14 protein-coding genes are annotated in these 12,735 nt (G+C 26.5%); all 14 read left to right on the top strand.

Going from position 1 to position 12,735, the window contains the following annotated elements:
* The first annotated feature begins 97 nt into the window (after positions 1 to 97).
* The 14 genes from flgL (at position 98) to ACUN06_RS01465 (ending at position 12,720) form a co-directional block, all read left to right on the top strand.
* Positions 98 to 1,297, top strand: coding sequence for a flagellar hook-associated protein FlgL (gene flgL / locus ACUN06_RS01400; protein WP_449389986.1), 1,200 nt, complete (start codon positions 98 to 100; stop codon positions 1,295 to 1,297).
* Between the two features lie 123 nt (positions 1,298 to 1,420).
* Positions 1,421 to 2,644 (top strand): flagellin lysine-N-methylase, encoded by a 1,224-nt coding sequence (fliB, locus tag ACUN06_RS01405; protein WP_449389987.1) that lies wholly within the window; start codon positions 1,421 to 1,423, stop codon positions 2,642 to 2,644.
* Between the two features lie 23 nt (positions 2,645 to 2,667).
* On the top strand, positions 2,668 to 3,375 hold the full coding sequence (locus ACUN06_RS01410; protein ID WP_303188598.1) for a hypothetical protein: 708 nt from the start codon (positions 2,668 to 2,670) through the stop codon (positions 3,373 to 3,375).
* Positions 3,376 to 3,823: 448 nt separating this feature from the next.
* Complete coding sequence (locus ACUN06_RS01415; RefSeq protein ID WP_294125571.1) at positions 3,824 to 4,147, top strand: flagellar basal body protein; 324 nt, start codon at positions 3,824 to 3,826, stop codon at positions 4,145 to 4,147.
* Between the two features lie 5 nt (positions 4,148 to 4,152).
* Positions 4,153 to 4,557 carry a flagellar basal body rod protein FlgC gene (gene flgC / locus ACUN06_RS01420; RefSeq protein WP_291732776.1) on the top strand — a complete coding sequence of 135 codons (405 nt, stop codon included), beginning with the start codon at positions 4,153 to 4,155 and terminating at the stop codon, positions 4,555 to 4,557.
* A 14-nt stretch (positions 4,558 to 4,571) separates the two neighbouring features.
* On the top strand, positions 4,572 to 4,871 hold the full coding sequence (gene fliE / locus ACUN06_RS01425; protein WP_291732774.1) for a flagellar hook-basal body complex protein FliE: 300 nt from the start codon (positions 4,572 to 4,574) through the stop codon (positions 4,869 to 4,871).
* 33 nt (positions 4,872 to 4,904) lie between these two features.
* Positions 4,905 to 6,440, top strand: coding sequence for a flagellar basal-body MS-ring/collar protein FliF (gene fliF / locus ACUN06_RS01430; protein ID WP_294125566.1), 1,536 nt, complete (start codon positions 4,905 to 4,907; stop codon positions 6,438 to 6,440).
* An 18-nt stretch (positions 6,441 to 6,458) separates the two neighbouring features.
* Positions 6,459 to 7,514, top strand: coding sequence for a flagellar motor switch protein FliG (gene fliG, locus ACUN06_RS01435; RefSeq protein WP_291732769.1), 1,056 nt, complete (start codon positions 6,459 to 6,461; stop codon positions 7,512 to 7,514).
* A complete protein-coding gene (locus tag ACUN06_RS01440; protein ID WP_449389988.1) occupies positions 7,507 to 8,256 on the top strand; it encodes a FliH/SctL family protein in 750 nt (249 codons plus the stop codon). Before fliG ends, ACUN06_RS01440 begins: the two co-directional genes overlap by 8 nt.
* An 8-nt stretch (positions 8,257 to 8,264) precedes the next feature.
* Positions 8,265 to 9,572 carry a flagellar protein export ATPase FliI gene (gene fliI, locus ACUN06_RS01445; protein ID WP_291732765.1) on the top strand — a complete coding sequence of 436 codons (1,308 nt, stop codon included), beginning with the start codon at positions 8,265 to 8,267 and terminating at the stop codon, positions 9,570 to 9,572.
* Between the two features lie 11 nt (positions 9,573 to 9,583).
* Positions 9,584 to 10,024: a flagellar export protein FliJ gene (gene fliJ / locus ACUN06_RS01450; protein ID WP_449389989.1), complete on the top strand. Its 441-nt coding sequence runs from the start codon at positions 9,584 to 9,586 to the stop codon at positions 10,022 to 10,024.
* 13 nt (positions 10,025 to 10,037) lie between these two features.
* Positions 10,038 to 11,330, top strand: coding sequence for a flagellar hook-length control protein FliK (locus ACUN06_RS01455; protein WP_449389990.1), 1,293 nt, complete (start codon positions 10,038 to 10,040; stop codon positions 11,328 to 11,330).
* A 9-nt stretch (positions 11,331 to 11,339) separates the two neighbouring features.
* Positions 11,340 to 11,810, top strand: coding sequence for a flagellar hook assembly protein FlgD (locus ACUN06_RS01460; protein ID WP_291732757.1), 471 nt, complete (start codon positions 11,340 to 11,342; stop codon positions 11,808 to 11,810).
* A 25-nt stretch (positions 11,811 to 11,835) separates the two neighbouring features.
* Positions 11,836 to 12,720: a flagellar hook-basal body complex protein gene (locus ACUN06_RS01465; protein ID WP_291732755.1), complete on the top strand. Its 885-nt coding sequence runs from the start codon at positions 11,836 to 11,838 to the stop codon at positions 12,718 to 12,720.
* Positions 12,721 to 12,735 lie beyond the last annotated feature (15 nt).

Raw genomic sequence — 12,735 nt, forward strand, 5'->3', positions numbered from 1 at the left:
TAAAGTATTAAATTTATTAACCGATATATAAATATGTAAGGCAAAAAAGCCAAAAAGACAAGGATGTCAAATAAGAAAAACTAAGGAGAGTAAACAAATGAGAATTAATACTAACTTAAATGCTATGACAGCATTAAACAGTGCAACTAAAAACACAGCTTTAGCTGGAAGCTCAATGGAGAAATTATCTTCAGGATTAAAAATCAACAAGGCAGCAGATAATGCTACAGGATTAGCTATATCTGAAAAAATGAGAAGCCAAATTAGAGGTTTAGACCAAGCATCTCAAAACACTCAAGATGGTATTTCAGTAGTTCAAACTGCAGAAGGTGCAATTGAAGAAGTTGGAAACATTGTTCAAAGAATGAGAGAATTAGCAGTTCAAGGTGCAAATGAAACAAACACTGGTTCTGATAGAGCTAAGATAAGTGAAGAATTAACTCAATTACATGAGGAAATTGATAGAATTGCAGAATCAACTCAATTTAATGGAAAAGATTTATTAAATGGAACAAATACAGTAAGAGTTGAAAATGGACATGATGTTGAAAAAGTTGCAGGAAAAATATCTAATATAGAAATTCAAGATGGATTTGATTTTGATGATTTTGTTGGTACAGAACTAAAAATAAAAACAGAAGCTAAAAATAATAACCCATCAGCAACTATAACTTTAGATGGTAATCCTAAATATGGAATAGCAGCTGATGGTTTAGATGATAATGGTAAAATAAGCAAGGGATCTACAATAACAATAACTGATTCAAATGGGAAGAGTATTAAACTTACTGTTGAAGCAGATATAGAGCAAAATACTACAACAGCAGGTTTAAAAATAGGAACTATAAAAGAAACTGAAAAACAAATATCAGGAAAAGAAATTAGTTTACAAGTAGGAGCAAATACTTCAGATTCACAAACATTAAAAGTTAAAATAGAAAATGTTAGCACGAAATCATTAGGATTAGATGGTGATACAATTACTAAAATGGCTAAAGAAGGAACTAAGGGAACTACAGCTGCAAATGATATGATAAAGAGCTTAGATAAAGCTTTAGAAAGAGTTAACACTTCAAGAGCAAACCTTGGTGCTATGCAAAATAGATTAGAAACAACAGCTTCTAATTTAACAACTTCAAATGAAAACTTAACAGCAGCAGAATCAAGAATTAGAGATGTTGATGTTGCAGAAGAAATGATGAACTTATCTAAGTTAAACTTAATAAACCAAGCTGCACAAGCAATGATGTCTCAAGCTAAATCACAACCAGAAGGTGTAATGCAATTATTAAGATAATTATCTTAATAATATATAAGGATAAAGCAAAAGCTTTATCCTTTATTAATATATAAGAATAAATAAAAAAAGATTTGTTGTTATATATTAATAAGGAAAAATAAAAAAATGGAGGAATAACAAATGACAAAGTTTAATGTTTTAAGTATAGATTATTATAAAGATTTTGAATGTATAGGAAATAAATGTGAAGATAATTGTTGCAAGGGTTGGAAAATTACAATAGATAAAAAAACTTATAATAAATATAAAAAACTTCCAGTAAGTGATTTTTCAAAAAAATTAAATAATAATATAAATAGAGTTAGAAAATCTACACATGATAGACATTATGCAAAAATTAATTTAATAGATAAAAAATGTCCAATGTTTTCTAAAGATGGTTTATGTGAAATTTATTTAAATTTAGGACCACAAAATATGTGTTATACTTGTAGAACATATCCAAGAGTATATAATTTAGTTGATAATACTATAGAAAAATGTCTTACAGTATCATGTATAGAAGTTGCAAGAAATATTTTATTAAGAAAAAATCCTATAGAATTTAATTTAGATATAGTTGATATAAAAGAAGAAATGGATGCAATTAAAGTTGTAAATACTAATAAAGGTAAAAAAATAAATGAAAAATGCTTTAATGAAATAAGAGAATTTTCTATAGGTTTAATTCAAGATAGAAGATTTACTATTGAAAATAGATTAGCTATTTTAGGATTATTTATTAATAAATTAAATGAGCAATGCAATAATAAAGAAGAAGTTATAAACCTTATAGAAAATTATAAGGCTTCAATTGAAAATGGTGTTTATGAAAACTTATTAGAAAAATTAATAAAAGAAGATAAGTTTGATGCCCAATTAGAATTTTTAATGAATATATATTCTGAAATGATAAATAAAAATATAAATAGCAAAAGATATAAAACTAACTTTGTAAATATAATAAATTCATTACAATTAGCAAATGAAAATTTAAATAGAATAAAAGAATGTTATGAAGAAGCATTAAATGAGCATTATAGAAAATTTATGGAAAATTATGAATATATATATGAAAATTACTTAGTATATTATATGTTTAAAATTTTATTTCCATGTAATGAAGAATCAATAATGGATGCTTATATAATGTTAGTTATTCAATTTGCAATATTAAAAATGAATTTAATAGGAATATGTGGACATTATAAAGAAGAAATGGATGAAGAAAAAGTAGTAAACTTAATACAAAGTTATGCTGTAGTTACAGAGCATGATAATTTTATAGAAAATAGAATAAATAAATATTTAAAGGAAAATAATTTAAATACACTTGCACATATGTTTATTATAATGGGTAAATAATAATTTAAATTTAGGGGGATGAAATGATAAAAATTGAGAATACAATTAAAGATAAGGTAAGTCAAATAAATTCTTCTAATAATGTTAATCAATATTTAAATATAAAGTTAGAACAAGAAAATAATAAAGATTCAAAAACTACTATTACAAAAAGTAAAAATCAAGATATATATAAAACTATAAGAAAAAAAGCAAGTATTATAAATAGTGACCAAAGAAATATACAAGATAAAATATCTTTAATACAAGCTCAAGAACAAAAGATTAGTCAAATAGAAAATACTTTAAAATATGCTAGAAAAGAATATGAGCAAGCTATTAAAAGTGAAAAAAAAGAAGAAGTTAAACAAAAAATAAAAATAAGACAATTAAGCAATAAAATTGATAACTTAAAAAATCAATCTCAAGAAAAGCAAAGTAAAATAGAAGAAATAAATAATGATAAAGAAAATTATTTAGAAGATGAAGAAAAAATAATTAATAGAATAAATGAATTATTAGAAAAAATAAGTAATTCAAAAAGTCAAATGTCTCAATATAAGGCAGAGCTTATTGCACTTAGTCAACAAATTGAAAGTAATAAGACAAAAATAAAAGTTCAAGAAAGTGAACTTCAAAAAAATTTAGAAGATAGTGATTATATAATAAATAATATAAGTATAAGCAATTATAATTATAGTAATAAAAATGGAAATATAAGCACTGGAATAATTATTGATATTTACATATAAATTATAAATTAAGATTATTGTCAAATTTGATGGTAGTCTTTATTTTTTTGCAAAAATATAAAAAATTTTAATTAAATAAATAAAAATGGAAAATGAAGAAATGAAAAAGTGTAGAAAAAAATAAAAAAATGTCGAAAAGTATAGAAAAAAATCTTGTTACAGTATATAATTATAGCAAATAATATATAAGGGTAAATCTAAAAATAGTAATGCAAGGTATAGAAACTAATTATAGTTAATTTATAATAACCAGTTGCAGAAGAGTAAGTATACTTTTTATTTTTTAGCAATTATTCTACCTAAGATAGATAATTAAAAATACTACTCTCTTCGGAGAGTAGTATTTTTAATTTTGCACAATAAAGGGAAAAACATACAAATAAACTTTTTCTAGTAAAATAATACTTTTAAATACTGGTTTAAATGGAAATAAAGGAGTGAAAATTAAATGCAAACATATAATCTTATGAAAAGTGGATTAAATGCAGCACAGCTTAGAAGCAAAACAATTGCAAATAATATTGCAAATATTAATACGCCAAATTATAAAAGAAAATATGTTAAATTTGAAGAAACATTAAATAATGTAAATAAAACTGGGAAAATTGAAGTTAAAACTGATACTTCTGGAGCCGTTAGAACTGATGGAAATAATGTTGATTTAGAAAGTGAAAAAGTTAATCAAGCGGCAAATACTTTAATGTATAATGGCTTAATAAGTTTAACAAATTCAAAGTTATCAATGGCTAAAAGTGTAATAACAGGAAGGTAAGTAATATGAGCGTATTTAGTGGAATGAGAATAAGTGCTAGTGGATTAAGTGCTGAAAGATTAAGATTAGATGTAATTTCATCTAATATAGCAAATTCAAGAACGACAAGAACAGAGCAAGGTGGAGCATATGTAAGAAAAACTGCTATATTTTCTGAAAACTATGATAATAAACTTGGAATGTTAGGGGTAAAGGTAACATCTATAGAAAATGATAAATCAGAAATGAAATTAGAATATGACCCTACCCATGCAGATGCTAATGAAGATGGATATGTAGAATATCCAAATGTAGATTTATTAATTGAGATGTCAGATTTAATATCTGCATCAAGGGCATATGAATCAAATGTAGATACATTAAATGCTCAAAAAAATATGATTTCAAAAGCTTTAGAAATAGGAAAATAAAGTGAGGAGATAAAATGGCAATACAATCAATAGGTACAAATTCAATACTTAATAATTTAAATATAAGCAATACAACAGAAGAAAAAACAAATGGTACAAGTTTTTCAAATGTGTTAAGTGATGCAATAAGCAAAGTTAATGATTCTGAAGTAAATGCAAATAATAAAATAGAATCATTAATTAAAGGGGAAGATGTAGAAATGCATGAGGTTATGCTTGCAATGCAGGAGTCTGTATTATCTTTACAAGCATTAATAGAGGTAAGAAATAAAACTGTTGAAGCTTACCAAGAAATAAGTAAGCTTCAATTATAGGAGTAGAGGAGCATAAATTAAGAGGTAAAATTGATGCAGAAGGTTAAAGAGTTTCTAACAAAAATTATAGGTGGATTTAAAAATTTAGATAAAAGCAAAAAAATAGCAATTTGTATAGGTGTAGTTGCAATAGTAGCATCAATAGCTTTAGGTGTTAATTATAAGCAACAAAATAAATATGGTGTGCTTTATTCAGGATTAGAATCTACTGACTCAGCTGCTGTTATAAAAGCTCTTGAAGATGCTGGAGTTGATACAAAAATAGATGGAGATACTATTTACGTTCCAAAAGAACAGGTGGATAAATTAAGAATACAATTAGCTTCTACAATAACAAATGGTTCAAAGGGATTTGAATTAATGGATGAAGGTTCTAATCTTTCCATGACAGATGAGGAATTTCAAATAAAGAAGCTTAGGATGATACAAGGGGAAATTGAAAAAACCATAAAAACATTCCCACAAGTTGAAGATACAAGAGTACATATAACTCAAGGAAAAGAATCTGTTTTTAGTACTGAAACAACAGAAGGAAAAGCAGCAGTATATGTTTCTTTAAAGCCTGGACAAGAATTGGATAGAAGTCAAATAAAATCAATAATGTCATTAGTATCAGCTTCAACTACCAATATACCAAAGAAAAATGTAGAAGTTATAGATCAAAGGATGAATTTATTATCAGAAGGAATTTATGATGAAGATGGAAATTCAATAAATAATAAGGAAGCTATATCTTCTAGAAGTGCAGAAAAGCAAGTTAGCAGTGATTTGCAAAAGTCAATATTAGATATGCTTGAAGGTGTATTTGGAAAAGATAAGGTAAAGGTAACGGTAAATGCTGTATTAGATTATGATACAGTTGAAAAAAATGAGTTAGTAATAAATCCAGATAAGGTTATAAAAACTGAAAGTAGAAGTCAAAATTCATCATTAAGTGAAAATTCAACAGGTTCACCAGTAGATAATAATATGACTACTACTTCTTCACCAAATAATGATAAGTCATCATCAAGTGAAGAAAAAATAGAATATGAACTTGGAAAAACAGAAACAAAAACTGTTTCAAGTGGGGGACAAATAAAGAAGTTAACAGCAGCTGTTGTTATAAATGGAACAGTTTCTGATGATGTTATGTATAACGTAGAAAAAATGGTTTCTTCTGCATTAGGTATAGATAATGCTAGAGGAGATCAATTAAGCGTTGTTGCAATGCCATTTAATACAGATGGACAAAGCATATTTAAAAATAATGATGATACTAATAAAACACAAAAGAATGAAGGATTCTTAAAGTATGGATTAATGACAGGTGGAATAGCATTAGCAATTATAGCAGTTGTAGCTGTATTGTTATTTATGAAGAAAAAATCAACTAAAGAAGAAATTGAAGAAGTTGAAGAAACACAAGAAGATTTAATAGCTAAATTAGTAAAAGAAAAAGAAGCAAAAATAGAAAGAGAAATTGCTATGGAAGAAAGTGAAATAAGCTTAGAGGATGAAATTAAGCTTATTGTTTCAAAGAATACAGATGAAACTACAGAATTAATAAAGACTTGGTTAAATGAATAAGAAAAAAAGGAGATAAAAGTGAGTAATAACAGTGTAAAAAGTGGAAATGCTTATGATTTAGGTGACATAAATGAAGGAGTTACAAGTGGTGCAAAAAAAGCAGCAGTATTGCTTATGACTTTGGGAACTGAATTATCTTCTGAAATACTTAAAAATTTATCAGACAAGCAGGTACAAAAAATAGGTGTAGAAATTGCCAATTTACATAAGGTAACAGCAGAGGAAAGAAGAAAGATATTGAGAGAGTTTTTAGAGGCAAGAAAAAGTAAGGATTTTGCAATGCAAGGTGGAATAGATTATGCAAAATCTTTATTTCAAGGTGCATTTGATGCTTCAAAAACAAATAAGATAATGGAAGGAATAAAGTATGAAACATCAGCACAATCATTTATGGCAGCGAGAAAAGCTGAGGTAAATGAAATATTAGCTTGTTTGCAAGGTGAAAGTGCACAAACAATTGCAATAATATTATCTAATATACAAGTTGAAAAATCAGCTCAAATAATATGTAGTTTAGATGAGGGGTTACAACAAGAAGTTGCATTAAAGCTTGGAACAATATCTAATATTTCTCCAATTGTAATAAAGGCAGTAGATAATGCATTAGAAAAGAAATTACTTGCTACAGGAGATAATAAAATAGATTCATCAAATGGATTTGATAGTTTGCTTGATATATTAACAAAGGTAGATGGTAAAACAGAAAAGAACATTATTAAATTCTTAGAGGATAAGAATAATATTTTAGCTGAAAGACTAAAGGCAAACATGATTACATTTGAAGATATTGAAAATATTGATGATACGTCAATTCAAAAGATATTAAAGGAAGTAAATATAAAAGATGTTGCTATTGCCCTTAAGGGTGCAGATGACAATATTTCAAGTATTATTTTAAAAAATCAATCAAGCAGAGCAGCACAAGCTTTAAGAGAAGAAATAAGCTTACTTGGGGCACTTAAAGTTTCTCAAGTTGAAGAAGCTAAGAGAAATATAGTTAAGATTATAAGAAAGCTTGAGCAAGAAGGAGTAATTAGTATTAATAAGGGCTCGGAGGATGATATACTTGTTTAAAACTAATGTTTTAAGAAATAGTAATACAGAAATAAAAGGTAAATTAAGTTTAAGAAGCTCTTATTCTAATGATTTTTTTAATATGCCAGATAAAATATTTCAAGAACAAGAAGAATTAGAAAAGAAAGTTTTAGAAGCAAAAGAAGAATATAAAAGAGTAATAGAAGAAACTGAACTTAAAAAACAAGAAATTTTAAATGAAGCTAATGAAAACTCAAAAGTAATTGAAAAAAAAGCTTATGAATTAGGATATGAGCAAGGTTTAAAAAATGGTTATGAAGATGGATATAAAGAATCTTATGAACAAAATATAGAAAAAGCTATTAAGGAAAGTGAAGAAATAAAGCAAGAGGGTTATAACACATTATTAAATATAAAAAATGAAGCAAAAAGTTATATAAAAGAAAATAAAGAATCAATAATTAATATTTCTATATCAATAGCTGAACAAGTATTAAGGGAAAAGTTTAAGGATGTAACATTAATGGAAGCTATGTTAAATAACATTATTGCTGAATATGACTTAAAAAAGGATTTAGCTATAAAGGTTAACCCATTATATAAGGAAGAGTTACAAAAAAATATTGATGAAGAAATTAGTAAAAATAACTTATCTCAAAAGATTTTTATAATTCCTGATTTAGGAGTTAAAGAAGGAAATGCAGTTATTGAAACTGAAAGTGGAAAATTAATTGTGGGTATAGATAGTGTATTAGATAAAGTTAAAGAAGAATTACTATAGGAGGAAATATGATTTCTATAGATTTTAATAAAACACTTAAAAAAATAAATGATATAACCCCATATATATCAGAAGGAAAAGTTAAAAAAGTTATAGGACTTACTATTGAAGTTGAGGGATTAAAGGCAGCAGTTGGTGAATTATGCACAATATATAATCAAAGCAATAATCCCATAGATTGTGAAGTTGTAGGTTTTAAGGAAAATGAAATAATTCTTATGCCCTTAAATGAATTAGTTGGAATTGGACCTGGTTGTAGAGTTGTAGCTAGTGGGAATCCTTGTAGTGTTAAATGTAGTGATGAATTATTAGGAAAAGTAATTGATGCATTAGGAGCTCCAATAGATGAAAGTGTTGTTACTGGTGGGGAAAGATATAGTATGTTTAATAAACCACCAGACCCAATGAAAAGAAAGAGGATTAAAAATATAATGCCAACGGGAATTAAGGCAATTGATGGATTTATTACTTGTGGAGAAGGTCAAAGAGTTGGAATATTTGCAGGTAGTGGTGTTGGTAAAAGTACAACTTTGGGAATGATAGCAAAAACTGCAGAAGCAGATGTTAATGTTATAGCACTTATTGGAGAAAGAGGAAGAGAGGTTTTAGATTTTATTGAAAGAGATCTTGGGCCAGAAGGAATGAAAAAATCAGTTGTTGTATGTGCAACTTCTGATAAACCTCCATTAGTAAGATTAAAAGGAGCATTAACAGCAACGTCAATAGCAGAATATTTTAGAGATCAAGGCAAAAAGGTAATATTGATGATGGATTCAGTTACTAGATTTGCAATGGCTCAAAGAGAAGTTGGACTTGCAATTGGTGAGCCACCAGCACAAAAGGGATATACCCCATCTGTATTTGCTGAATTGCCAAGGCTTATGGAAAGAACAGGGCTTTCTGATGTAGGTTCAATAACTGCTTTTTATACAGTTCTTGTTGATGGTGATGATTTTAATGAGCCAATTGCTGATGCTGTAAGGGGGATATTAGATGGACATATAGTTTTATCTAGAGAATTAGCTCATAAAAATCATTATCCTGCAATTGATATTTCAAATAGTGTTAGTCGTCTTATGAATGATATTTGTGAAATTGAACATAAAGCTGCTGCATCTCAAGCAAGAGATATAATTGCAACCTTTAAAGAAGCAGAGGATTTAATTAATATTGGAGCTTATGAAAGAGGTTCTAATATTAAAATTGATAAATCAATTGAATATATAGACAAGGTAAATAGTTACTTGAAGCAAGGTGTAAATGAAAAGAGTTCATTTGAGGATAATATTAATAATTTGAAAAATATGTTTAAATAGGAGAATATTAAGTGGAAAATTTTAAGTTTAGACTGCAAAGGGTTTTAGATATTAAAATAAAAAATGAAGAAGAAAGTAAAATAAAATATTCTAAAGCCCAAAATGAAAAAAGGGTAGTAGAAAAAGAACTTGATGATTTAAAACAAATGTATAAAAAGTATGAAAATGAAATTGATGTTGAAGACCATATTTCTAGAATTATAACTTTTAATTATTTAAACTCTTTATCTAATAATATTAATATTAAAAGTAATGAATTATTTAAAAAAGAAGAACTGTTAAATGAAGCTAGAGTAGATTTGTTAAATAAGCAAATTGAAAGGAAGTCCTTAGAAAAATTAAAGGAAAATAAATTTAATTTACATAAGAAAAAGGAAGAATTAAAAGAGCAAGCAACAAATGATGAATTTGGAATGTATTCATTTTTAAGACATAAATCTGAAAATGCTTAGGAGAATGAAAACAGTGGAAATAAATATGTTACAAGCACTATCAAATTTTAAAACTAATAGTGTGGAAGTTAAAGGTAATGGAACTGAAGGGAATTTTTTAAAGTCATTAAATAATTTAATAAATAGTGAGGAATTTAATGGTGAGGAAAATATAGAAGCTGAAAATATTCCTAATGTTAAAGTGGATATTGAAGATTTATTAAATATTGAATTTAATGAAGATATTAAAACAGCTGAAAATATAATAGTAAATGAAGAAGTTAAAAGTGATAAAAATATTGAAATTAAAGATGTTATCCAAAGTTATGAAAAAGATGAATTAATTGAATTTGTTGAAGATGATAAAGAAGATGAGTTAAATAAGATTGATGAAAATTTAATAATTTTAGCTAATAGAATTTTTAATAATATAAGTTATAAAGAAAAACAACAATTTGATATAACAGAAGATAATGCTGATTTTAAAAATAATACACAGATGGACATGAATATTGTTAATAACAATGTGAATAAACAACAGGAAATTGTGGATAACTTAATTGCTTTTGTGGAAAGTAGTAGTAATAAAGACAATATTCAAAATAAAATTGATTTTATTAAAAAAACTTTTGATTTTAATGAAGTTAAAAGCAAATTAACTGATTTAGTAGAAAGTAATTTTAACTTACAAAATAGTAAAGATGAATTTACTAATAATGTAGAAAAAAGTTTAGATTTTGCTAGTGAATTAGAGGCAATTAGCAATTTTAAGGTTTTATCAATGAAAGACAATATTAAAGTTAATGATAGTAAAAATGAAATTAACTTTTTAAATAATATTGCTATGACTAATAATAATGCTAACTTAGAAGTAAAAACAGAAAACTTAGAACCTCATGTTGTTAGAAGTGAATATATAGCAAATGATATTGTTGAATCTATAAATTATTTAAAAGTAAATAATTTAGAAGAAATAAAGGTGAAAATGAATCCTAAAGATTTAGGAGAGTTACATATAAAAATAATTAAAGAAAATAATGTAGAAAAAGTGTTTATTACATTACATAATTCAGAAAGCTTTAAGTTGGTAAAAGATAATGTAGCTGAAATAAAAAATCATTTAAATAATTTAGATATTAATGTTAATGAAGTAAATGTTGAAATGAAATCTGAAAATAGAGATGATTTTTCTCAAAATTTAAATCAGCAATTTAATAAAGGAAATAATAAACAGCAAAGAAGAGCGGTAAAGTTTGAAGTTGAAAATGAAAGTTCTATAGAAAATGATTTATTAAAAACTGATTCAAATATTAATAGATTAATATAGGAGGAAGATATGGAGATAAATACGAGAAGTGCTTCAAATTCAGCAATAGGAAAAACTGAAAATGGAACATATATATATGATTCTGCTACTAAAACTGATAAAAATTTGTTTTTAAAAATGTTAGTAGCACAAATGACTAATCAAGATCCTTTTAATAGTCAAGACCCATCAGAATATATAAGTCAACTTGCACAATTTAATACATTAGAACAAATGATGTCATTAAATGATTCAATGAGTTATTTAGTTAATTTGGGAAATTCAATGTTAGTAAATAATGCTGTTGATGCTGCATCATCAACAATAGGAAAAAATGTTGAAGTATCTGTAGCAAATGAAAAAGGTGATTATGAAAACTTTAATGGCAAGGTGAAAAGTGCATCAATTAAAGATGGTGTTGTGTATTTAGAGTTAGAGTTAAAAGATACTGGTGAAATAAAAGAAGTACCATATTCATCATTAACAAAGATTACAGAATAATAAAATTAAGGGAGAGATAAATCATATGTTAAAGTCAATGTATTCGGGAATAAGTGGAATGAAATCAAATCAAACAAAGATGGACGTTGTAGGTAACAACGTTGCTAATGCTAGTACAACTGCTTTTAAAAAGGGAAGTGTAAGATTTAGTGATACATTAAATCAAACTGTAATATATGCCAGCCAACCTGGTAATTCTTTAGGGGGGGTTAACCCTGGACAGGTTGGTGCAGGTATGAAGGTTAGTTCAATAACTAAAAATATGTTACAAGGTTCATTACAACAAACAGCAATTCCTAGTGATATAGCAATTGATGGAGATGGATTTTTTGTAGTTCAAATTGGGAAAAAAGGTGATGGTTCACCATCAGAAGGATTTACAAGAGATGGAGCCTTTACAGTAGATTCAGAAGGTAAAATGGTAACTGCTACTGGATATTATTTATTAACAACTGATAATAAAGCAGTATTTATTCCAGAAGAAGCAAAAAATGCAGAAGGAACAAAAATGAGGGTTGTATCTTATAACATTTCTAAAGAAGGTCAAATTTCTTATGTATTAGAAGATGGAAGTAAGGTAATGGGAGGTAAAGATCCAGATGATGCACCAACACAAACATTAAAAGTTGCAACTTTCATGAACCAAAGTGGTTTAGAAGCAAATGGTAATAATATTTACTTAGATTCAGCAAACTCTGGTACACCAGTATACAATGCTTCAAGTAATACTAAAGATAAAACAGGTGCTAGAATTGGTCTTGTTACTCAAGGTGCATTAGAAATGTCAAATGTAGATTTATCAGAAGAATTTACAGATATGATAGTAACTACAAGAGCTTTCCAAGCGGCTAGTAAGATGATAACAACAAGTGATGAATTATTACAAGAAATAATAAATCTTAAGAGATAAACTAAGAGGTAAATA

It is taken from the genome of Clostridium sp. ETTB3, from assembly GCF_053571985.1.

Bases quoted from the DNA above. Each gene is read 5' to 3' on its own strand.
- flgL (WP_449389986.1), top strand. From the start codon at position 98: ATGAGAATTAATACTAACTTAAATGCTATGACAGCATTAAACAGTGCA.
- fliB (WP_449389987.1), top strand. From the start codon at position 1,421: ATGACAAAGTTTAATGTTTTAAGTATAGATTATTATAAAGATTTTGAA.
- ACUN06_RS01410 (WP_303188598.1), top strand. From the start codon at position 2,668: ATGATAAAAATTGAGAATACAATTAAAGATAAGGTAAGTCAAATAAAT.
- ACUN06_RS01415 (WP_294125571.1), top strand. From the start codon at position 3,824: ATGCAAACATATAATCTTATGAAAAGTGGATTAAATGCAGCACAGCTT.
- flgC (WP_291732776.1), top strand. From the start codon at position 4,153: ATGAGCGTATTTAGTGGAATGAGAATAAGTGCTAGTGGATTAAGTGCT.
- fliE (WP_291732774.1), top strand. From the start codon at position 4,572: ATGGCAATACAATCAATAGGTACAAATTCAATACTTAATAATTTAAAT.
- fliF (WP_294125566.1), top strand. From the start codon at position 4,905: ATGCAGAAGGTTAAAGAGTTTCTAACAAAAATTATAGGTGGATTTAAA.
- fliI (WP_291732765.1), top strand. From the start codon at position 8,265: ATGATTTCTATAGATTTTAATAAAACACTTAAAAAAATAAATGATATA.
- ACUN06_RS01460 (WP_291732757.1), top strand. From the start codon at position 11,340: ATGGAGATAAATACGAGAAGTGCTTCAAATTCAGCAATAGGAAAAACT.
- ACUN06_RS01465 (WP_291732755.1), top strand. From the start codon at position 11,836: ATGTTAAAGTCAATGTATTCGGGAATAAGTGGAATGAAATCAAATCAA.